The sequence below is a fragment of the Caenibius sp. WL genome (assembly GCF_019803445.1).
GTDB lineage: Bacteria > Pseudomonadota > Alphaproteobacteria > Sphingomonadales > Sphingomonadaceae > Caenibius.
Map to the genome: position 1 here is coordinate 258,987 of NZ_CP081844.1, position 20,689 is coordinate 279,675.

The window sequence follows — 20,689 nt, forward strand, 5'->3', positions numbered from 1 at the left end:
TCCTCCGTCCGGATCGGGCGGAGTTTAGGCCTTGGGCAAAATTTTTATCGGGCGGCTTCCGTGGGCGGCGCATTTCGCGATTCGGAATCCGCCTTGCTGCGCACCGATGTTTCGAAGCGGCGCAGGCGGATGGTGAAGCAGGCGCCGCCGTTACGTTTTTCATACGTCGCCTTGCCGCCATGGGCATGTGCGATGGCAGCCACCACAGCGAGCCCGAGGCCGCTGCCGCGCACTTCGGAACCTTCCACCCGGTGGCAGCGAAACGGCAGGAACGCGTCGCCAACGAAGGAATCGGGCAGGCCCGGCCCTTCATCGGCGACAGTGATCGCCACATGCGCCGCTTCGATCCGAAGCCCGAGATGCACGCGCGCAGGGACGGCATAACGCAGCGCGTTGTCGAACAGAGCGATCACCGCCTGCCGGACCCGCGCCGCATCGACATCGCACAGCCCTCGATCGAGCGATGCATCGAGCGTGAACCCCGCTTCGGCCAGCAACGGTTCCATCAGGCTGGCCACCGTTTCCAGTTCGGTGCTGAGTTCCACCCGGTGCAGGACCAGATGGAGATGCCCGGTATCGACTAGGCTGACAGTGCGCAGATCGTCCACCAGCCGGGCCAGGCCATCCACTTGTGTCAGCAACGAGCGGAACAGGTCCGGTTCCGGCTGGAACACGCCATCAGCCAGCCCTTGTAGCCGCCCGCTGAGAATAGTGACGGGCGTGCGCAATTCGTGCGCGATCATCGCGTTCCAGTGGGCGATATTGGCCGAAGCAGCTTCCAGGTTGCTGGCCATGCGATTGAAATCGTCCACCAGCAAGGCCGCTTCGCCCAGCGAACGGTCGTTGACGGCGGCGCGCGCCGAAAGATCGCCCCGGGCGATCCGCCGCGCGCTGCCCGCCACCGACGACAAGGGCGCCAGAATGCGCCGTGTCAGCCGGATCGCCGCGCGGAACGCCAGCCACGCCCCGACCGCGGAAACCGCCGCCATCGCCAGCCATTCGATCCCGCTCGGCAAGCGCATTTCATCGTGCGACAGCGCGCGCGGCAGCAGTTGCGGCGCGACTTCCATCACCACGCTGTAGAACAGATACATCCCGATAATCGACACGGCGACCGCGCTGAGCGAGGCCGCCACCATCGACAGCACGATCTGGCGGCCAAGGCCCTGGACCAGCTTCATGCCGCGGCCAGCCTGTAGCCCACGCTGCGGACATTGTTGATGAACCCGGATGCCCCGGCGTCTTCCAGCTTGCGCCGCAGTTTGCTGAGGTGGCTGTCCACCGTGCGTTCCAGCGCATCCCCTCCGGGCAGGCAGGCATCGATCAGATCGCCCCGGCTGAACACCCGCATCGGCGCGCGCGCCATATGCGCCAGAATGCGGAATTCGGTCAACGTCAGCGTCAGTGGCACGGGTTCCCCATCCGCGAGGACAGACGCCAGATGCCCTTCGACATCCACTTCCAGCGGGCCGACCCGCAGCACCCGGTTGTTGCTGGCCCCGGCGCGGCGCAGGACCGCCCGTGCGCGCGCGGCGACTTCCACCGCGTTGAACGGTTTCACCACGTAATCGTCCGCACCGATCCGCAGCGCCTGCAACTTGTCGAGATCCTGATCGAGCGCGGTGAGCATGATCACCGGCGTATCCCCCCGCCGCCGCAGTTCGGAAAGCACCTGCCAGCCATCCAGTTTCGGCATCATGACATCGAGCATGACCAGATCGGGCTTGAGCAGGGCATGGAGGTCGAGCGCTGTGCGCCCGTCGGCCGCCCGGACCGTGCGCATCCCTTCCCGCTCCAGATAAGCCGCGATAATGTCCGCGATGTCGGCCTCGTCCTCCGCGATCAGGACAAGGGGATTGGTTATCTCCACTGCCTACCTCTTGTTGTGTTATACGGCGAAATTACGCCTGTTTGCGGCGAGCCTCCACCATCATCCACACAACCTACACAAATGCTCCACACTTTCCCAACCGCGCCAGGCCATATAAGGGGCCGATTGCAAAATCACTCAGAGCGATAGAATTCTATGCGTAGCTACTTTTCGGGCCCCTTTCTGCTTGCCTCGGCGCTGGCGCTGTCCGCCTGCGGCGGCCAGCAGGATCAGCAAACCCCGCCACCGGCAGAAGTCTCGGTGATGCAGGTCACACCCGTTTCCGTGGCGATCGCTGACGAATTGCCCGGCCGCGTGGTGGCTTTCCGCGTGGCCGAAATCCGCGCGCAGGTGGGCGGGATCATCCAACGGCGGATGTTCGAACAGGGCAGCGAAGTGCGCGCGGGCCAGCCGCTGTTCCAGATCAACCCGTCGACATTCCAGGCTGAAGCCAACAGCGCGGCCGCCAATCTGAACCGCTCCCAGGCCACCTACAACCGCGCCCAGGTACAGGCCAATCGCCTGAAACCGCTGGTCGAAGCCGACGCCATCAGCCGCCAGTCCTATGACGATGCGGTGGCCGCGCGCAACGAAGCTGCGGCCGATGTGGCGCAGAATCGCGCCGCGCTGGAACGGCGGCGGATCGATCTCGGCTATGCCACCGTCCGTTCCCCGATTTCCGGGCGGATCGATCAGGCGAACATGACCGAAGGCGCGCTGGCGACAGCCGGCGATGCGGCCCCGCTGGCCACTGTGCAGCAGATCGACAAGGTCTATGTCGACGTGCGCCAGCCTGCGGCGCGCCTCGAAATGCTGCGCAGGATCGCCCAGGCGGGGCAAGGCAACGAGGGCGCCCCAGTGACGATCCTCGGCGCCGACGGCCAGCCTTACCCGGTGCAGGGCCGCCTGCTGTTTTCGGGCATCAGCGTCGATCCCGGCACGGGCGAAGTGGTGGCGCGGGTGGAAGTGCCCAATCCCCAACGCACGCTGCTGCCCGGGATGTTCGTGCGCGCCAAGCTGCCGCGCGAAGCCCGCAGCAACGCGCTGACCGTGCCGCTCCAGGCGGTGCAGCACGGCGCACGCGGCCAGGCGACGGTGACGATTGTCGATGCCAAGGGCCAGCCGGTGCAGAGGCCCGTCACCACGGGCGCGGAAATCGATGGCCGGGTGGTCATCGAAAGCGGTCTCAAAGCCGGAGACAGAGTGATCGTCGAAGGGCTGGACCGCCTGCGCCCCGGCGTGAAGATCAAGTCCGTGCCATGGCGCGATCCCGCCGCCGCCCCCAAACGCTGAGCGATCGAGACTTTTCATGCCCCGTTTTTTCATCGATCGCCCCGTCTTTGCCTGGGTTATCGCGATCATCATCATTCTGGCCGGTCTGATTTCGATCCCGCGGCTGGCGACCGAGCGCTTCCCCACGATCGCGCCGCCCAGCGTCAGCATCTATGCGACCTATCCCGGCGCGACGCCGGAAACGCTGAACGATAGCGTGGTCAGCCTGATCGAACGCGAACTCTCGGGCGTGAAGCATCTGCTGTATTTCGAAAGCACGTCCGACACCTCGGGCGCGGCCCAGATCACCGCGACATTCAAGCCCGGAACCGATCCGGACATGGCGCAGGTCGATGTGCAGAACCGCCTGAAAGCGGTGGAACCGCGTCTGCCGCAAACCGTCCGCCAGACCGGCCTGTTCGTGGAATCCTCGTCCTCGGGCTTCATGAAGCTGGTCAATATCGAATCCCCCGATGGCAAATTCGATGCCGAGGATCTGGGCGATTACGCGATCCGCAACGTGGCCGAGGAACTGAAGCGCATCGAAGGCGTCGGCCGCGTGCAACAGCTTGCGTCCGAACGGGCGATGCGGGTGTGGATCGATCCGGCGCTGCTGGTGTCCTACAAGCTGACAATGGCCGATGTCACCCAGGCCATTTCCGAACAGAACGCCCAGATCGCCCCCGGCGCGGTCGGTTCGGAACCGACGACCAACGGCCAGCGCGTCACCATTCCCCTCACGGTCGAAGGCCAGTTGCAGACGCCGGAACAGTTCCGCCAGATCGTGCTGCGGGCCAATGCCGATGGCTCCTCCGTCACGCTGGGCGATGTCGCGCGGGTCGAACTGGGCGCGCAAAGCTACGCCATCACCGCGCGTTCGCTGGGCAAGCCGGTGGCGACGCTGGGTATCCAGCTCGCCCCGGGCGCCAATGCGCTCAAGACCTCGTCGCTGGTGGATCAGCGGATGACCGAACTGGCCCAGTCGATGCCCGCGGGCATGACCTGGTCCGTGCCGCATGACACCGCGCCGTTCGTCCGTGTCTCCATCGAAAAGGTGGTCACCACGCTGGTCGAGGCGATGATTCTCGTCTTCCTCGTGATGTTCGTGTTCCTGCACAAGATCCGTTACACGCTGATCCCGGCGATCGTCGCCCCGATCGCTTTGCTCGGCACGTTCTCGGTGATGCTGCTGACCGGGTTCTCGATCAACGTGCTGACGATGTTCGGCATGGTGCTGGCAATTGGCATCATCGTCGACGACGCCATCGTGGTGGTCGAAAACGTCGAACGGATCATGGCCGAAGAAGGGCTTTCGCCCAAGGAAGCCACGCGCAAGGCGATGGACGAAATCACCGGCGCCGTGATCGGCATCACGCTGGTCCTCTCCGCCGTGTTCATTCCGATGGCCTTTTCCAGCGGCTCGGTCGGGGCGATCTACCGGCAGTTCTCGCTGTCGATGGCGGTTTCGATCCTGTTCTCGGCCTTCCTTGCGCTCACCCTCACCCCGGCGCTGTGCGCCACGCTGCTCAAGCCGGTGGATGGCACGGAAGACAAGAAGGGCTTCTTCGCCTGGTTCGACCGCACGTTCGACCGCATGAGCCACGGCTATCAGGGCTGGGTCGGCAAAGTGGTGAAGCGTTCGGGCCGGATGATGGCCGCTTTCGTCGTGATCGTCGGCCTCCTGGGCATCGCTTTCGCCAATCTGCCTTCGTCGTTCCTCCCGGACGAGGATCAGGGCTTCTTCATCACCTCTCTCCAGCTTCCGGCCGATGCGACGATGACGCGCACGACCGAAGCGGTGAAGCTGATCGAGAAGCACAACGCCACCCGCCCCGGGATCAAGCACACGCAGGCGGTGATCGGGTTCGGCTTTTCCGGCGCCGGTCCCAACTCCGCGATCATTTTCACCATCCTCAACGACTGGGGCAAGCGCGAAGGCGTGACCGCTGCCAGCGAACTGGCCGAAACCAACAAGGCCACTGCCGCGATCCGCGAAGGCATGGTGATCAGCGTCCTGCCGCCGTCGATTGACGGGCTGGGCGTGACCTCGGGCTTCTCGATGCGTCTCGAAGATCGTGCCGGCAGGGGATACGATGCCTTGGTCGCCGCGCAGAACCAGTTGCTCGGCCTTGCCGCGCAGAGCAAAGTGGTGGCGGGCGTCTATCCCGAAGGCCTGCCTGCGGGCAGCAGCGTCAAACTGGCGATCGACCGGGAAAAGGCCAAGATCATGGGCGTTTCCTTCACCGATATCGCCAGCACGCTGACCAGCGCCATGGGTTCGACCTATGTCAACGATTTCCCCAACGACGGGCGCTTGCAGCAGGTGATCGTGCAGGCGGAATCGGCCTCGCGGATGAAGATCGAGGACGTGCTCAAGCTCTATGTCCGCAACACGGCGGGCGATCCGGTGCCGCTGGCCGAACTGGTGACGCCGCAATGGGAAATGTCCCCGCTGCAGATGATCCGTTACAACGGCTATCCGGCAATGCGCATTTCGGGCGCGGCAGCGCCCGGCTATTCCAGCGGCGATGCGCAGAAGGAAATGGCGCGTCTGGCCGAACAACTGCCGCACGGTTATGCCATCGAATGGACCGGGCAATCGCTGCAGGAACAGCAGGCCGGTTCGCAAACGCCGCTGCTGCTGGCGCTGTCGATGCTGGTCGTGTTCTTGGTGCTCGCCGCGCTGTATGAAAGCTGGTCGATCCCGCTGTCGGTCATTCTCGTGGTCCCGCTGGGGATGATCGGCGCCGCCGCCGCCATATTCCTGCGTGGCATGGCCAACGACGTGTTTTTCCAGGTGGGGTTGATCACGATCATCGGCCTCAGCGCGAAGAACGCGATTCTGATCGTCGAATTCGCCAAAGCCGCCCGCGACGAAGGCAAATCGACGCTCGACGCCATTCTCGAAGCAGCCAGGCTGCGCCTGCGCCCGATCATCATGACCAGTCTGGCGTTCACGCTGGGCGTGGTGCCGTTGATGCTGGCCGGCGGGGCGACCAAGGAAACCCAGCAAGCGCTCGGCACCGGCGTGTTCGGCGGGATGCTCAGCGCCACGTTCCTTGCGATCTTTTTCGTGCCGGTGTTCTTCGTGGTCGTGCTCGGCCTTGTCGAACGGTGGCAGGAACGCCGCAAGCGCCCCGGCAGCACCCAGACGGTGGAGTAAGCATGATGATCCGCAAACTGCTGGTGGCCGCGCTGCTCGCCTCGACCGCGGCCTGTTCGATGAACCCCCGGCTGGATAAGCCTGCCCCGCCCGTCGCCCCCGCCTTTGCCGGGGCCGACGCCAGCGAGGAAGCGAGTGCGGCGGCGATCGACTGGCGCGACATGTTCCGCGATGCGCGCTTGCAGCGGCTGATCGAACTGGCGCTGGACAACAACCGCGATTTGCGCGTGACCGCGCTCAACGTCGAGGCGGCGCGGGCGCAGTTCCGGATCGCCCGTGGGGCGCAACTGCCGCAGATCGATGCCAATGGCAGCTATACCCGCCAGCGCACGCCCGGTTCGGCGCTGACGGTGCCCAATGCAAACGGCGGGGGCGTGGAATTCGGCCAGTTCAGCGCCAATGCCGCGCTGACCAGTTTTGAAATCGACCTGTTCGGGCGGCTCCGTTCGCAGAGCGAGGCGGCATTCGAGCGCTATCTCGCATCCGATGAGGGACGCCGCTCCGCCCGGATCGCGCTGATCAGCAGCGTGGTCGATGCCTATCTGGCGGAACGCCTGGCCGAAGAGCAACTGGCGCTGACCGAACGCACGCTCGCCACCTGGCAGCAATCGCTGGAGATCACCCGCAAGCTGCACGCAGGCGGCCAGAGCAGCGGGCTGGAACTGGCGCAGGCCGAAGGGCAGGTGCGGCAGGCCGAAGCCGACCGCGAGGCCCGCACCCGCGCGCTGGCCCAGACCCGCAATCTGATCCAGTTGCTGACCGGCGCACCGCTGCCCGCCGATCTGCCTGCCCCGACCCCGCTGATGCAGCAGCCGATCCTGACCGAGCTGCCCGCCGGGTTGCCGTCCGATCTGCTGGCCAACCGGCCCGATATCCGGCAGGCGGAACACGAACTGGTGGCCGCCAATGCCAATGTCGGCGCGGCGCGCGCGGCCTTTTTCCCGCGTCTTTCGCTGACCGGGCTGCTCGGCATGATCAGCCCGGCTTTCAGCGGTCTGTTCAAGGGCGACAATCACACCTGGTCGTTCACGCCGCAGATTTCGCAGCCGATTTTCCATGGCGGCTCATTGCGCGGCGAACTGCGCCTGTCCGAAGTGCGCAAGTCGATTGCCGTCGCGCAGTACGAACTGGCGATCCAGAGCGCGTTTCGCGAAGTGTCGGACGGCCTTGCCGGGCGGGCGACTTATGCCCGGCAGGTCAGCGCGCAGCAGGCCGCCACCGATGCGGCGGCCAAGCGGGTGCGGCTGGCCGACCTGCGCTATCGCGCCGGGGTCGATGGGCGGCTCGAACTGCTCGATGCGCAGCGCAGCGAGTATGCCGCGCAGCAGGCGCTGCTCGATCTCAAGCGGGACGAGCTTTCCAGCGCCAGCGGCCTCTATCGCGCACTGGGCGGCGGCGATCGCGAATAGGGCGATCGCGCGCCGCCCCGTTACTGCGTCAACCGGCGCTGATAGCTCGCCAGCCGCTCCGCCTGCTGGCTTTTCCGCTGCGCGGGGGTAACGAACACCGTCTCCTGCGGCAGCGCCTGCTTCAATTTCGCCAGCGGCACGACTTTCCCTTCGCGAATGGCGTTTTCGGGCCTGGCCCCTGCGGGCAGCGATTGCCAGCGGATCGCCAGCATACCGGCGGGCTGATTTTCGGGATCGAGCCAGTTGTACACGCCGGGATCGCGCTGCGAGACCACCAACGTATAGGTCCCGTCCGCATTGGGCCTGGCCTGCCTGCTGTTGAGGCTGCTGGTGCGCGCCGCATATTCATAGGCCACGCCCCACGGATCGCTCAGTTGCACACCCAGCGAAACCGCACCCAGCGGATCGAGCGTGATGACCCAGGCCTCATCCGGTTTGAGCGCGAAATGCCCGCTGCCCGACATACCGCGCCCGCCGGGCCGCACGCGCGCCTGCCCCAGCGTGTTCGCCGGACGAGAATAGATGAACGTGTTGTCGTACTGCACCCAGAACGGCGCGATCTTCGCCAGCAGCTCCGCCGCGCGCCGGGCCAGCGCCGCTTCATCGGGGGGCGGCGCGACCGGCGGCCCGCCCACGCGCCGCACGTCCAGCGCCACCGGGTTCTGTGTCGCCCAATCGGTGAACAGATCGCGCACGATAATCAGATATTTGCCCTGTTCCGGCGTCTGCAGGTGGTTCGTGCGCCCGTTGGCGGGCTGGTTGTCGACCGTGATCGTGAAGCGCCCCTCGCTATCCATCACGATCTGGTCGCTGCGCAGCGTGGAAAGCTGCTTGCCCCCTTCCGCCGCCATGACAGTGGTGCCGGGGATGGCGTCGCGCATTTCGAAATGGAGTTCCGCCGGGGCGGGCTGCTTGATCCGCCCATGGATTTCATACCGCGCCGCCGCATCCACCATGATATTGCGATAGACATTGTCAGGATTGTCGATGCCATAGCCGGAACGCGGCACTTTCAGGCCGAACCAGTCGTGCGGCGCGTTCACCGTCCAGAACGCCCCCGGACGGTCCGTATCCTCACCCACGGCATATTGCGTGGCGGCCACGGCGATCGAATGGGCGGCACGGCGGATCGTGGCCTTGCCCACAGCCGTTTTTCCTTGCGGATCGGCGGCATAGAGCGCTTCGACCCGGGCGATTTCAGCGCGCATCGGCGCGCTTTCCAGAACGCGCAGGACCTTGCGTTCGCTTTCAAGCTGATAAGGAATGGCCAGTGTCGATGCCGCATCCTGCGCCGCGGGAACGGGCGCTGCGGCTTGTCCCACACCGCCGACCAGCCCCGCCATGCCGAGCGCCAGCGCCCCTGCCGCCGCCGTGACGATCCCTTTCGCTTGTACCATGATCGGCTGTCCTCTCCTTGTTCGCGGATCGCCCGCTTTTTCCTCTTCCCGTCCAAGCTGGATTAAAAATAACTTATCAGCAAGTAGAAAATTCATCCTGACGGCTTTTGATAAAAGGCTTATGCGGCTTGTATACTGCTGGCCCGCGCAAACAAGTGACCAGTCATTCAATTTGACGCCCGCCGCGTGGGCTGGCATGGGTCCGCTATGGACACGGACAGCGATATCGCCACCGCCCAGCGCAAAGTCACCAAAGGGGAACTGACGCGCCGCAACATCCTCAAGGCCGCCGAGGCGAGCTTTGCGGAACTGGGGTACGACGCCGCGCGGCTTGAAACCATCGCCAGCGACGTGGGCATCAAGCAGGCCGCGATCTTCTATTATTTCCCCAGCAAGCGGCACCTCTTCGACGAACTGGCGCTGGATATCCACGGCAGTCTCGTCAGCCTGACCCAGACCCGGCTTTCCGGCGTGGAAGACGCGTGGGAACGGCTTATGCTGCTGGTCGAAACGTGGCTCGATTTCATGGTGGCCCGGCCCACCGCCGCCCGCATTATCCTGCGCAATTGCGCCACCCCGGTGGCGGATGGGGAACCGGCGGAAGCCTACGCCACCGACGCCCTGCAATTGCTGCGCGGGATCATCCGCGACGGGATCGCCGTCGGCCGCTTCGCCGAAGTCAACGCGATGTATCTCGTCAATCTGCTCAGCGGCAGCATTCTGCACTACGTCTGCAATCCCGAGCAACTGGGCAGCGAACGCCCCTACCGGCCCGAAGATCCGACCGAGATCGCCATTTTCAAGAACGTGTTGCGCAAGACGGCGCGCGCCGTGCTCGACGTGCGCTGACGGATCGGTTCGGTGGGGCCGGTTCAGTCCGCCCTGTCGCAGGTCAGCAGCGCGCCCCGCAATTCGTAGCCGGTGATCAGCGCATTCCAGCCCACATCAGGCGCCCGTTCGAGCCGCAACCCCGGAACCTTGAACAGCGCTTCCAGGAAAATCGCTGTCTCATGCATCGCCACCTGTGCTCCGGGGCAGCGATGCTCCCCATCGCCGAACGCCATGACCGCATGGCCGTATTTCGCTTCGATGCCGCGCTCCGGATCGACCGCGTAGGGGCACGCCCCGGCCACGCTTTCATCCGCATTGGCAGCCCGCACATCGATGCCCAGCACGCCTTCCCGCCCGGGCAGCCGCCGATAGATCATCCCGACCACCGGCTCCACCCGGAGGATTTCCTCCAGCAGCACGATCCTGTCCGCATCGTCCGCGGCCATGAACCGCGCCCGCAAGGCCGGCTCTTCCATCATCCGCCAGCCGGCCATGGTGATGAATTCGCGCGTGGTGATCATCCCAGCCGCGCCATACGTGAGGCATTCGACGAGGATTTCCTGATCGTTGTAGCCTTCGGCGATCAGGTGGGAAATCACATCGTCGCGCGGGGCCGCTTTGCGCGCGGCGATGGCGGGTCGCACATCCTCGCGCAGGAAATGGCGCACCTGCCACTGGCGGCGCATCATCATCACCAGTTTCATGATCGCCCAACGCGGCCGGTCGCCACCGCCGGTGATCGTTTCCAGCCGCCCCGCCATGGCGACGGGATCGCTTTCCGTCAGACCGACGATTTCCGCCGCCACCGTCACCGCCAGATCGAGCGACAGCGCATCGAGTGCGGCCGAACCGTTGCGGCGCAGGCGGGCGATCAACCGTTCCGTCTCCGCGCGGATCAGATCGCGATAGCGGCCGGTCACCACTTTGGGCGCGAAGAACCGCGCGGTAGCCTTGCGCTGGCGCCGATGCTCTTCGCCCGAGAGAAACAGGATCGGCTGCTTCATCCGGCTGTAGCGGCGGGCAAGATCGGACAGGAAACCGGCCTGCTCCGCTTCGCCCGAGCGCAACACCGCGCGGGCATCGGCAAATTCGGTGATCCTCACCGGATCGCGCACCAATCCGCCGCGCTGCGCGATTCGCGCGGTCTTGCGGGCATCTTCCTGCGCAAACGGGCATTGTGGCCCTGTTCCGGCGCGGCTAGCCATAGGGATCGACTCCGGCTTATTATGATATACTATGGATCATAAATCCTCCAAACCCGCCCAAAGATCAAGAGACAATGATGCACGGGTGGTCCGCACGCGGGCGGCGCTGCATCATGCGTTGCTGATTCTGGCCGAGCGCATGCCTTTCGCCGACATCACCGTGCGGGCCATCGCGGAACTGGCGGGAATCGGCTATGCCACATTCTTCCGGCACTATCCGGACAAGCAGAGCCTGCTGGCCGCCATCGCCGCCGAACTGGTCGATGAACTGGTTGCGGAAATGGGCGTGTCGGCGATCACCGACCCGGAACTGGGCGGCAGGAAACTGGCGCAATTCGTGGAGGAACGGCGCGGCATCTGCCATGCCCTGCTGGTGGGGGCAGGCAACGAAATCCGCCGCGCCATCACCGGGCGCGCAATCGAGGCCGCCCGGGCACAGGCCCTGCCCCACCCCGCCGGGTTCCCCGAAGAACTGATCGTCAGCCACACCGTCGCGGCTTCGCTGACACTGATGGCCTGGTGGTTGGAACACCCCGGCGCCATGGATCGCGACCGGCTGGCCGAAGCGCTCAATCGCCTCGCTCTCGCGCCCACCGCCGCCCTGCGCACGGGGGCGCCGCCGTCAGCGGCCCGATCAGACCAGTAGCAGCCGCTTTTCCCGCCCCGCGTCGGTGATCGTCGGCTCCGGCACACGAAACAGGCTGCGCTGCGAAGACCGCCGCGCGCCCCGGGTGCTGGCCGTGCGCGCCACCAGCCATGGCGCGGTCAGCAGGCCGATAGTCAGCGGGGAAAGCCATGCGGCGGTGATCGGATCGATCAGCGCGACCGCCGCGAAGATCAGCCCCAGCGCGATATGTTCCTTGAGACTGGGTAGCACGTCACGCACGCGCAGTTCCTTGGCCTCGCGCGCCTGCGTCTGCCACCCGGATTCCTTGCCCACCAGCATGCCCACCAGCGCCCGTGTCTGGTTGACCATCGTCACCGGTGCCATCAGCATCGCCAGCGGCACTTCCGCCGCCACGCTTTTCAGCACGGTGCGCGTGCCGCCGAACGCACGCCGCCGTTCGCGGTCGGTGAGAATCCAGATCACCCCCAGTATCTTCGCCCCGAACAGCAGCGCGATAGTCAGCCACAACACCCCCGGCGGCGTCATCTCCGCCACCGGCTGCGGGGTGCCGATACAAGCCTGCACGATGCTGATCACGATCAGCAGCAGCCATGCAGGCGATGTCAGGAAGGCCGAGGCCCCGATCAGCAGATGCAGGCGGCTGGCCCAGTGCAGGCCCGGCGCCGCCAGAAGGCGCAAGTGCTGCAGATTGCCCTGCATCCAGCGCCGGTCGCGAATCGCGAAATCGACGATGGTCGGCGGAAATTCCTCGTAACTGCCTTGGATCATGACCATGTGCACTGCCCAGCCACGGCGGCGCAGCAGCGCGGATTCGACCATGTCGTGGCTCAGGATATGGCCGCCGAACGGGGGCCTGCCGCCCAGTTCGGGCAGACCGCAGCTTTCGGCGAAAGCACGCACGCGCACGATCGCGTTGTGCCCCCAGAAATTGGCTTCCGCCCCCGACCACCACAGCAACCCGGCCGAAGCGATCGGGCTATAGGCGTAACCGGCGAACTGCTGCCAGCGCTGGAACAGTGTCTGCGCGTTGATCATCATCGGCACCGTCTGCAACAGACCGATGGACGGGCGCTGTTCCATGATCGACGTGAGACCGAGGATCGAATCCCCGCTCATCAGACTGTCGGCATCGAGAATGACCATATATTCGTACGCCGCGCCGAACCGTTGCAGCCATTCGGCGATGTTGCCCGGCTTGCGGGCGATGTTCTGTTCGCGCCGTCGGTAATAGACCGGGATCGGCGCGGCCCGCGCCACCCTGTCCCATGCCGCCAGCTCTTCATCCCCATGGTCGGGGCGGGAATCGCTGAGCACGAAGAAATCGACCAGATCCGCCATCCCGGCCTTGCCGATGGACGCGGCCATCGCCTCCACCCGCGCGAACACCGCCGAGACATCCTCATTATAGACCGGCATCAGCACGGCCGTGCGGCGGGTGACGGTCTGCGGCAGTCCGGTGATAGCGGTGAAGCCGGGATGCCTCCCGCTCATCAGCATCAGAAAGCCGATACACGAACTGACGAAGCCGAACGCGATCCAGCTCAGCAGCGGCACGAACAGCATCAGAAACAGAATTTCGAGCCAGTCGAGACCGTCGTTCGACAGCGCAAGCCGCTGCGCCGTGGACCCGGCCATGCCCAGCAATGCCGTCGCCACGATCAGCAACATCCGCTTGGCCAGCAGATCGCGCGGGGCGGTGGTGACTTCGATCGAACCGGGCGGATTGCCTTCCAGCCGCTGCACGCTCATTTCCAGCGGTGCCTCGTCGGGCAACCGGCGCGGCGCATCCGGAGGGCTGGCGGAATGGTGCTGTGTGCTCATCGGTTGACCGGCTGTATCACCGTTTCCGTCAACGCATCGTTCGCCCGGGCGAGAGAGATGCGGAATTCGGATTGGCGGGTCTTGTCCTCCTTCACATCCAGCATGGCCCGCCAGAGCTTGTCCTGGCCCACCACCGGATAGGCGGCGGAACGGATGATCGCTTCATCCGGCAGATCGGTAACGATGGTTACGCCGCTTTCCCGTGTCAATCCGGCCAGGCTTTCGCCCCGGAAATCGAACACATACTTGTGCGCTCCCGCCACCGGCGGCAGACCGGGAATCCCCGCCGGACCGATGAACCCGTCGACCATCCGGGCAATCACCGAACCATCGGGTTCGCCCCCTATCCAGCGCAGGCGATAAGCCCCTTCCCACGCCTGCCCCTTGCGCACGGGCCGGTCGCCAACCCAGAACGCACCGATATTGTCCACCGTTTCGCTGTCGGTGGGCATTTCGTACAGCATGACCGAGCCCGGCCCCCAGTCCCCTTCGGGTTCGATCCAGAGATTGGGCCGCTTGTCGTAAAACGCGCCATCATCCTGATAGCTGACGAACCTGCGGTCGCGCTGCAACAGGCCGAAACCGCGAACGCCCTGCGCCTGAAAAGCGTTCACTTGCGCGCGCTGCGGATTGATCAGCGGCCGCCAGATCCGTTCGCCATTGGCCATGGCGACGAGCAGGCCATCGGAATCGTGGATTTCGGGGCGCCAGTCGGTCGGCCGCCCGTCGGCGGTCTGATCGTACCAGAACATGCTGGTGATCGGCGCGATACCCAGCCGGGCGATGTCGCGCCGCATGAACAGCGCCAGCCGGGCCTGCTGATCGACCCCACCTTCGTGCAGGCGGCTGTCGATCGCGAACGCGCCAGCCAAGCTCGGCCCGTCCAGCAGGGCATGGATACGATAATGGTTTCCGCCCAGCTGCTCGATCCAGAACTGCGTGAAAGCGGGGAATTCCTCCGCATGCGACAGGCCGATATCGACCGCGATGGCACGGGCGGACAGGCCATACTGGCCCAGCGCGCCCGACGAACGGAAATAGGTTCCACCCAGGAAAGCCAGCCAGTCGGTCTGCGCGCCTTCCTCCATGATGCGGAAACCTGCGGGGTCGGCCTTGCCATCGCCCACGAACAGGCCCGCGGTATCCATGATCGCCCGCGCCCTGCCATTTTCCACGATATGGATGGTGACAGCATGTTCCGCCACCAGCCGGGTGGTCGGAAACAGGCGGACATTCCCGGCGATGCGGCCCGCTTCGCCGTAAGTCAGCTTCACCGATGCATCGTAATCCGCCGCCGCGTTGGTGGATTTGGCAGGCGCGCGATAGGGCCGGGCGGCAAGGGCGCGTGCCTGGCGTTTCAGCCAATCCCACGAGAACGCACGCGCAGGGCCCAACTGGCCCGGGGCCGCGCCCAGAACCGGGGCGAAAGGCGCCAAAGCCGCCACCGAAGCGAGCAGACCGCAGGCCGCCCGCCGGGACATAAGATCGAAATCGGTCAGTGTTCCGGTCCTCCAACACAATCGCGGCGCGAACCGGCCGCGCCTGTCATCATTCCGCGGGATCGCGATCGCCCGCAGAAGAACCGCGCCACCCGACGACAACCGGATCGCCCGCTTTCAGCCCATCGGAATGAACTTCGGTCCGCGTTCCATCGGTCGAGCCCGCCGATACGGCCACCGGCACGATCCCTCCCTCGTCATTTAACACGTAAATCGTTTCGCGCCCGTCGTTCCGCTCAGACGGCGCACGTTTCGTCGCGGGTTCGAAATGAAACGCCGCATTGGGGATCAGCAGCACATCGCGGCGCGGGGGAAGACGGATATCCACACTGGCCCGCATCCCCCGGCGCAGCATCCCTTCGCGATTGGCCACGGTCAGCGTGACCCGGAAAGCCGGGGGCGCCCCTGTGGCGGTGCTGGCAATATCCGTAACCCAGGCTTCGAACCGCTCATCCGGAAGCGAACTGACCGTCACCCGCGCCCGCGCGCCGCGCTTGATATCGCCGATCATCGCCTGCGGCACGAGCACGTCGATCCGCATCCGGTTGATATCGGGCGACAGCGTGAACAGCGGGGCGTTGGCATCGGTTTCCAGCGCGCCGGGGCGGGCGTTGTTGACCAGCACATAGCCGCTGATCGGAGCGCGGATCACGCTGCGGACGATGTGCCGCTGCGCTTCGGCCAGCCGCGCTTCGGCTTCCTGCAGATGGGCCTTGGCGGAATCGAGTTCGGCATTGCCCGCCCGCGCGGTGGCCCGCGCTTCTTCGAGTTCGCGGCGGGAAGGCACCCGTCCGCCCGATCGGCGATAGACATCCTCGATCCGGGCAAGACGTGCCGCCGCCTGATCGCGCACCGCCGATGCGCTTTCGATCGCGGCCCGGGCGCTTTGCACCCCGGCCTGCGTTTCCGCCATGGCCAGACGGGCATCGGCGGGATCGATCCGCGCAAGCTGTTGCCCGGCGGCGACTTTCGTCCCTTCCCGCACATAGACTTCGGCAATCGTGCCCGCAAACGGCATGCCGACATCGGTTTCGCGCGTCGGGTAGAGCACGCCGCCGATGGACAGGCGCGGTTCGAGATTGCCGCGCACCGCGGGCTGCGAAATATAGGACGTGTCGTGCCCGACCAGGAAACGCACAGTCAGCACCGCCAGCGCGATCAGCGCCATGAACACCACGATCCAGATGATCCGGCGCTGCCGGGTGCTGGCCGGCCTGCCCGAGATGAGATCGTCGAGCGGCGTATGCCCCGCCGGTTTACTCATCCCGCGCGCCGGTTTCATTCCTGGCCGGGGCGGGCGTGCCGGAGCGGGGCTGTTCGATCCGCCAGCCGCCGCCCAGTGCGGTGAAATAGCGGATCAAGGCTTCCATATGGGTGCGTTGCGCGGCAACGATCGCCTGGCGCACTTCGAATAGTGCGTTTTCCGCGACATAAACCGATACGAACCGGTCCAGCCCGCTGTTGTAGGCCATCCGGGTATCGCCCAACGCCACGCGTGCGCTTTCGACCGCACGTTCCAGAGTGGCGACCCGCTTTTGCGCAGCGTTGGCCGTTTCCAGTGCCACGGCGACATCGGCCCGTGCGCCGCTGAGCCGGTCTTCGTAAGAGGCGAGCGCCTCGGCCACATCATCGGATGGCGCGGCGACCTGCCCCGCCATGGCCGCGTCGATATCCGCCTGGGCCACCCCGTCGCGCATCAGCCGCGCCGACAGCCGCTGTTCGAGCGCGAGCAGATCCGCCCGGCGCAGGGCGACGATCCCGCTCTGATCCTCCGGCGGCAGAGGCGGCGCGGCCAGCGTGGGAACGTGCGTTCCGAATGCTTCGCGCAGCGGTTGCGCATCGATCCGGGTCAATTCGGCCAGACGGGCGATATCACGCTGGAATTCCGCTTCCACTTCACCCAACGCGGCCGCTGTGGTCGCGCTTTGCGTGCGGGCGAAATTGGCATCGTAAGCCGGTGCCAGCCCGGCGCGGAACCGCAGGCTGGCGACTTTGATATTCTCCTGCTGGCTTTCCAGGCTTTCCCGCGCCACGGCCATATGCTGCTGGGTCGCGCGCACTTTGAAATAAGCGCGGGCAATACGTTCGGCCTTTTCGGCCTGTTTCTGCGCGCGTTCGTAAAGCGCGGCATGACGTTCCGCCTCGTCAGCCCGGCCCGAACGCTTGCGCCCGCCCAGCTTACGCCCACTGCCGCCCCGCGCCGCCTGCTCGGTCGGCAGGGCCAATTCCGGATCGGCGGCAACCCCGGTTTCGACCAGCCGCGTCAGCAGCGGATCGTCGAATGCGGTCCACCAATGGCTCAGCCATGGATCGCCCTGCGTGCTGGCCTGCTGTTCGGCTGCCTGCGGCCGCAACCGCAAGGCCGGATCGCCATCCTGCGCATGAAGCGGCACACCGCTGCCGCATGCCAATGCGAAAGCACCCAAGGCCGTACGCCAGCCCGGTCGAATAAAAGCCACAATCGCCACGCACGCCCGATAGCAAGGTCCCACCATTAGCCAATACGGCATTTCACGATAAGACCCCGTTCACGATGGCCGGGGGCGTCACCTCGTCGCAGATATAAGCCATTACGTCCGAAAGCCTTTCACCACTCGCCATCCCCATAACGCGGGAATGGCGAAAAGGTGGCAGGGGTGCCGGCTTGCTGAGCGCGACGCGTCTTTTTAGCTGCCGCCGCCGAGCAAAGCCTGCACCGCCGCGGAATCGAAATAGTCGCGCCAGGCGGCGATCTTCCCGTCGCGCACTTCAAACACGCCCATCACCGGCAAATCGCACCAGCCATGGGGCATGAGCAGACGATCGTTGCGTTCGTTCATGACCAGATCGACCCCATTTGAAACCGATTTGTGCGTGATCCAGTCCACTTGCTGGGCCATGTCCAGAAACGGCCCCAAGGTCTTGCGGACGCCTTCCCGTCCGGTCACCGGCTCCATCGGAATGTTGTGATAGACCACATCCTCGTGGAAACAGGCCAGTGCGGCTTCGATATCCTTGCGGTTGCAGGCATCGATCATGGCGTTGACCACGTCTTCCGCTTTGCTCATCTTTTTTCTCTCCCTTTTCTTGTGGTTGTGCTTCAGCCGCTCAGGACCGTGTGCGCCCTCCGTTCCATGAGTTGCCACCGTTTGGCAAGTGCGCAAGGCGATCAGCCGGGCTTGCGGAAAGTGAGATTGTAGCGAAACCCACCCGTCGCGGGGTGATGCCCGTGCCTGAGCGGGGCCACCCCGTGGAACACCATGCGCGATGGCCCGCCCCAGACCACCACATCGCCATGCCGCACCGGAATGCGCCGGACCCGCGCCCCGCGTTCCAACCCACCCCACAGGAACGTTGCGGGCAGACCCAGCGAGACCGAGACGATAGGGGCGATCCTGTCGCCCTCGTCCCGGTCCTGATGCAGGCCGAGCCGAGCCCCGGGCGCATAACGGTTGACGAGGCAGGCGGCGGGACGGAAATCGGCGAAGTCCAAAGCTGCTGCCGCTTCCGCCGCCAGCCGTGCGAACAACGGGGGCAACGCGGGCCAAGGCGCGCCGGTCAACGGATCGTGCGGGGTATAGCGATAACCGGAGCGATCGCTGACCCATCCCATCGCACCGCAATTGGTCAGCGCCGCCGACATGCGCCCGCTGCGCGTTTCCATATGACGGAAGGGGGAGACGGCGGACAGAGCATGGATTTGCGCGATCAGCGCATCCGCCCGGTCCAGCGCGAACCCGCCCAGCAGCGCCGCGCCGGGGCCGAGCGGTTCCACCCACCGCTCCCCCGCGAACAGATCACCGCCATGCGGATCAGGCGGCATCGTGGAAAATGATCCCCAGCGTATGGCGGTGGCCTGCATGCACCCGGCTGACCCCGTGGCGCATGGTCACACGGTAATCGCCGCGCGTGCCACGCTGCGGACGCTGGTTGACCGCGAACACCACCGCATCGCCCCTGGCCAACGGTACGACCATCGCGCGCGATTGCATCCGGGGGCGTTGCTCGGTCAGCACGAATTCGCCGCCGGTAAAATCCGCGCCCGGCGCAGACAGCAGCGCCGCGATCTGCAGCGGAAAGACATGTTCGCCATAGAGATCCTGATGCAGACAGTTGTAGTCACCCGGCCCGTAAGCCAGCAGCAGGGGCGTGGGCCGCAGCTGCCCCGCCGCGTGGCAGCGCGCCAGAAATGCGGCATGATCGGCGGGGAAGCGGGCGGGCAGCCCCATCCGTTCATGCCAGCCGTTGGCGATAGGGGCGAGACGGGGATAGAGCGCGCATCGCAACCCTTCCACCAGCGGCGGCAGAGGATAGGCGAAATAGCGGTATTCCCCCTGCCCGAACCCATACCGCGCCATACGGACATGGCTGCGGAATGCTGCGCTGGGCCCATACATCCCGGCCAGCGCATCGCACGCGGCATCGTCGAGCAGGCGGGTCAGGACAGACCAGCCCTCCCGGTCGAGTTCGGCGGCGATCCGCGCCCAGTCCTGCGCCGCGACCCGCGCGTGCACGGCGTTCATGCCGCACTTTCCCGTTCAAGCAGGCGCTGTTTGCGTTCCACCCCCCACCGATAGCCGGAAAGCGCGCCATTGCGGCGCACAACGCGGTGGCAAGGGATCGCCACGGCCAGAGCATTGGCCGCACAGGCCCCCGCCACCGCGCGAACCGCGCGTGGCGCGCCGATCCGCCGGGCGATCTCGGCATAGGACACGGTTTCCCCGGCCGGAATCGCGCGCAAGGCCTGCCATACGCGCTGCTGGAAAGCGGTGCCCCGGATATCGAGCGGCAGATCGAGACCCCGCGCCGGTTCCTCCACGAAGCCGACGACGTGCGCCACCAGCCGCTCATATGCGTGGTCGCCCCCCACCAGCGCGGCCCGCGGAAACTGATCCTGCAAATCGCGCAGCAGGCGTTCGGGATCGTCCCCCAGCATGATCGCCGCCACCCCGCTGGCGCTGGACGCCACCAGAATCGCGCCGAGCGCGGATTGCCCCACGGCAAAGCGCAGCTCCTCCTCCGCCCCGCCCCGGCGGTAACGCCCGGGCGCCATGCCGAGAATGGCGTCCGCCCGTTCGTAGAAACGGCTGCTGGAGTTGAACCCGGCGGCGTAGATCGCCTCTGTCATGCTGCTCCCGGCGGCGAGATGGCCGCGCACCTGCCTGGCCCGGTGCGCCTGCGCATAGGCTTTGGGCGTCACTCCGGTCTGGGCCTTGAACAGGCGGTGGAAATAGGCGGGGCTCAGTTCCACCGCCGCAGCCAGATCGGCCAGCGGCACCGGCTGTTCGGCCGCTTCGATCATCCGACACGCCTGTTCGATCAACGCCGCGTTTTCCTCGGCGAACGACGATCCTTCGGGGTTGCACCGCTTGCAGGGGCGGCAACCGGATTGGCGCGCGCTTTCCAGCGTATCGTGCAAAGTCACATTGCGGGGATTGGCCGTGCGCGAAGCGCAGGACGGACGGCAATAGACGCCCGTCGTCGCCACCGAATACCAGAACCGGCCATCGGCGCTCTTGTCCCGCGCCACGACTTGCGCCCAGCGCGGATCATCGGTGGTGGCCAGCGATGCGGACAGGGATGGTTCCTTTCTCATGACCCGGTTCTAGCGCGCC

At 65.7% G+C, this 20,689-nt stretch carries 17 protein-coding genes; 5 read left to right on the top strand and 12 right to left on the bottom strand.

The genetic code is table 11. The features are described 5' to 3' along the window. Positions 1 to 44: 44 nt before the first annotated feature. The gene (locus K5X80_RS01315; protein WP_222559083.1) at positions 45 to 1,181 is read right to left on the bottom strand and encodes an ATP-binding protein; all 1,137 of its coding nucleotides are present in this window, start codon (positions 1,179 to 1,181) and stop codon (positions 45 to 47) included. Next, positions 1,178 to 1,870 carry a response regulator gene (locus K5X80_RS01320; RefSeq protein WP_283249205.1) on the bottom strand — a complete coding sequence of 231 codons (693 nt, stop codon included), beginning with the start codon at positions 1,868 to 1,870 and terminating at the stop codon, positions 1,178 to 1,180. The genes K5X80_RS01315 and K5X80_RS01320 overlap by 4 nt, the downstream gene beginning before the upstream one ends. Before the next feature lie 156 nt (positions 1,871 to 2,026). On the opposite strand from K5X80_RS01320, the gene K5X80_RS01325 reads away from it, so the two are divergent. Genes K5X80_RS01325 through K5X80_RS01335 form a run of 3 tightly spaced genes read left to right on the top strand, consistent with a single transcriptional unit; the run spans position 2,027 to position 7,714 of the window. Then, entirely contained in the window at positions 2,027 to 3,163 is a 1,137-nt protein-coding gene (locus K5X80_RS01325; protein WP_222559084.1) for an efflux RND transporter periplasmic adaptor subunit, read from the top strand. 16 nt (positions 3,164 to 3,179) lie between these two features. Next, positions 3,180 to 6,305, top strand: coding sequence for a multidrug efflux RND transporter permease subunit (locus K5X80_RS01330; protein ID WP_222559085.1), 3,126 nt, complete (start codon positions 3,180 to 3,182; stop codon positions 6,303 to 6,305). 2 nt (positions 6,306 to 6,307) lie between these two features. Beyond that, the gene (locus tag K5X80_RS01335; protein WP_222559086.1) at positions 6,308 to 7,714 is read left to right on the top strand and encodes an efflux transporter outer membrane subunit; all 1,407 of its coding nucleotides are present in this window, start codon (positions 6,308 to 6,310) and stop codon (positions 7,712 to 7,714) included. Between the two features lie 20 nt (positions 7,715 to 7,734). Here K5X80_RS01335 and K5X80_RS01340 read toward each other — a convergent pair whose 3' ends face one another. Then, on the bottom strand, positions 7,735 to 9,111 hold the full coding sequence (locus tag K5X80_RS01340; RefSeq protein ID WP_222559087.1) for a DUF1214 domain-containing protein: 1,377 nt from the start codon (positions 9,109 to 9,111) through the stop codon (positions 7,735 to 7,737). A 207-nt stretch (positions 9,112 to 9,318) separates the two neighbouring features. Between K5X80_RS01340 and K5X80_RS01345 the strand changes: the two genes are divergently transcribed. Then, positions 9,319 to 9,960: a TetR/AcrR family transcriptional regulator gene (locus tag K5X80_RS01345; RefSeq protein ID WP_222559088.1), complete on the top strand. Its 642-nt coding sequence runs from the start codon at positions 9,319 to 9,321 to the stop codon at positions 9,958 to 9,960. Between the two features lie 23 nt (positions 9,961 to 9,983). Here the strand turns inward: K5X80_RS01345 and K5X80_RS01350 are convergent, their stop codons facing one another. Further along, entirely contained in the window at positions 9,984 to 11,147 is a 1,164-nt protein-coding gene (locus tag K5X80_RS01350; RefSeq protein WP_261390586.1) for a cytochrome P450, read from the bottom strand. A gap of 31 nt (positions 11,148 to 11,178) precedes the next feature. Between K5X80_RS01350 and K5X80_RS01355 the strand changes: the two genes are divergently transcribed. Next, positions 11,179 to 11,793, top strand: a complete 615-nt coding sequence (locus tag K5X80_RS01355; protein WP_222559089.1) for a TetR/AcrR family transcriptional regulator — start codon at positions 11,179 to 11,181, stop codon at positions 11,791 to 11,793. Here the strand turns inward: K5X80_RS01355 and mdoH are convergent. From mdoH to ada, 8 genes are all read right to left on the bottom strand, one after another. After that, complete coding sequence (mdoH, locus tag K5X80_RS01360) at positions 11,782 to 13,596, bottom strand: glucans biosynthesis glucosyltransferase MdoH (RefSeq protein WP_222559090.1); 1,815 nt, start codon at positions 13,594 to 13,596, stop codon at positions 11,782 to 11,784. The two genes, K5X80_RS01355 and mdoH, sit on opposite strands and share 12 nt — an antisense overlap. Continuing rightward, a complete protein-coding gene (locus K5X80_RS01365) occupies positions 13,593 to 15,077 on the bottom strand; it encodes an OpgD/OpgG family glucan biosynthesis protein (protein WP_222559091.1) in 1,485 nt (494 codons plus the stop codon). Before K5X80_RS01365 ends, mdoH begins: the two co-directional genes overlap by 4 nt. A gap of 67 nt (positions 15,078 to 15,144) precedes the next feature. Continuing rightward, positions 15,145 to 16,359, bottom strand: a complete 1,215-nt coding sequence (locus K5X80_RS01370; protein WP_222559092.1) for an efflux RND transporter periplasmic adaptor subunit — start codon at positions 16,357 to 16,359, stop codon at positions 15,145 to 15,147. Then, the gene (locus K5X80_RS01375) at positions 16,352 to 17,554 is read right to left on the bottom strand and encodes a TolC family protein (protein ID WP_222559093.1); all 1,203 of its coding nucleotides are present in this window, start codon (positions 17,552 to 17,554) and stop codon (positions 16,352 to 16,354) included. The genes K5X80_RS01370 and K5X80_RS01375 overlap by 8 nt, the downstream gene beginning before the upstream one ends. Before the next feature lie 207 nt (positions 17,555 to 17,761). Beyond that, positions 17,762 to 18,142 carry a limonene-1,2-epoxide hydrolase family protein gene (locus K5X80_RS01380; RefSeq protein ID WP_222559094.1) on the bottom strand — a complete coding sequence of 127 codons (381 nt, stop codon included), beginning with the start codon at positions 18,140 to 18,142 and terminating at the stop codon, positions 17,762 to 17,764. 101 nt (positions 18,143 to 18,243) lie between these two features. Next, complete coding sequence (gene alkB / locus K5X80_RS01385; RefSeq protein ID WP_222559095.1) at positions 18,244 to 18,897, bottom strand: DNA oxidative demethylase AlkB; 654 nt, start codon at positions 18,895 to 18,897, stop codon at positions 18,244 to 18,246. Then, positions 18,887 to 19,597 (bottom strand): 2OG-Fe(II) oxygenase, encoded by a 711-nt coding sequence (locus tag K5X80_RS01390; protein ID WP_222559096.1) that lies wholly within the window; start codon positions 19,595 to 19,597, stop codon positions 18,887 to 18,889. The genes alkB and K5X80_RS01390 overlap by 11 nt, the downstream gene beginning before the upstream one ends. Beyond that, positions 19,594 to 20,670, bottom strand: coding sequence for a bifunctional DNA-binding transcriptional regulator/O6-methylguanine-DNA methyltransferase Ada (gene ada, locus K5X80_RS01395; RefSeq protein ID WP_222559097.1), 1,077 nt, complete (start codon positions 20,668 to 20,670; stop codon positions 19,594 to 19,596). The genes K5X80_RS01390 and ada overlap by 4 nt, the downstream gene beginning before the upstream one ends. Positions 20,671 to 20,689: the final 19 nt, after the last annotated feature.

What these genes read in the sequence shown, in the direction of transcription:
- K5X80_RS01315 (WP_222559083.1), bottom strand. Translation starts at nt 1,181, where the DNA reads ATGAAGCTGGTCCAGGGCCTTGGCCGCCAGATCGTGCTGTCGATGGTG.
- K5X80_RS01325 (WP_222559084.1), top strand. Translation starts at nt 2,027, where the DNA reads ATGCGTAGCTACTTTTCGGGCCCCTTTCTGCTTGCCTCGGCGCTGGCG.
- K5X80_RS01330 (WP_222559085.1), top strand. Translation starts at nt 3,180, where the DNA reads ATGCCCCGTTTTTTCATCGATCGCCCCGTCTTTGCCTGGGTTATCGCG.
- K5X80_RS01335 (WP_222559086.1), top strand. Translation starts at nt 6,308, where the DNA reads ATGATGATCCGCAAACTGCTGGTGGCCGCGCTGCTCGCCTCGACCGCG.
- K5X80_RS01340 (WP_222559087.1), bottom strand. Translation starts at nt 9,111, where the DNA reads ATGGTACAAGCGAAAGGGATCGTCACGGCGGCGGCAGGGGCGCTGGCG.
- K5X80_RS01345 (WP_222559088.1), top strand. Translation starts at nt 9,319, where the DNA reads ATGGACACGGACAGCGATATCGCCACCGCCCAGCGCAAAGTCACCAAA.
- K5X80_RS01350 (WP_261390586.1), bottom strand. Translation starts at nt 11,147, where the DNA reads ATGGCTAGCCGCGCCGGAACAGGGCCACAATGCCCGTTTGCGCAGGAA.
- K5X80_RS01355 (WP_222559089.1), top strand. Translation starts at nt 11,179, where the DNA reads ATGGATCATAAATCCTCCAAACCCGCCCAAAGATCAAGAGACAATGAT.
- mdoH (WP_222559090.1), bottom strand. Translation starts at nt 13,596, where the DNA reads ATGAGCACACAGCACCATTCCGCCAGCCCTCCGGATGCGCCGCGCCGG.
- K5X80_RS01365 (WP_222559091.1), bottom strand. Translation starts at nt 15,077, where the DNA reads ATGTCCCGGCGGGCGGCCTGCGGTCTGCTCGCTTCGGTGGCGGCTTTG.
- K5X80_RS01370 (WP_222559092.1), bottom strand. Translation starts at nt 16,359, where the DNA reads ATGAGTAAACCGGCGGGGCATACGCCGCTCGACGATCTCATCTCGGGC.
- K5X80_RS01380 (WP_222559094.1), bottom strand. Translation starts at nt 18,142, where the DNA reads ATGAGCAAAGCGGAAGACGTGGTCAACGCCATGATCGATGCCTGCAAC.
- alkB (WP_222559095.1), bottom strand. Translation starts at nt 18,897, where the DNA reads ATGCCGCCTGATCCGCATGGCGGTGATCTGTTCGCGGGGGAGCGGTGG.
- K5X80_RS01390 (WP_222559096.1), bottom strand. Translation starts at nt 19,597, where the DNA reads ATGAACGCCGTGCACGCGCGGGTCGCGGCGCAGGACTGGGCGCGGATC.
- ada (WP_222559097.1), bottom strand. Translation starts at nt 20,670, where the DNA reads ATGAGAAAGGAACCATCCCTGTCCGCATCGCTGGCCACCACCGATGAT.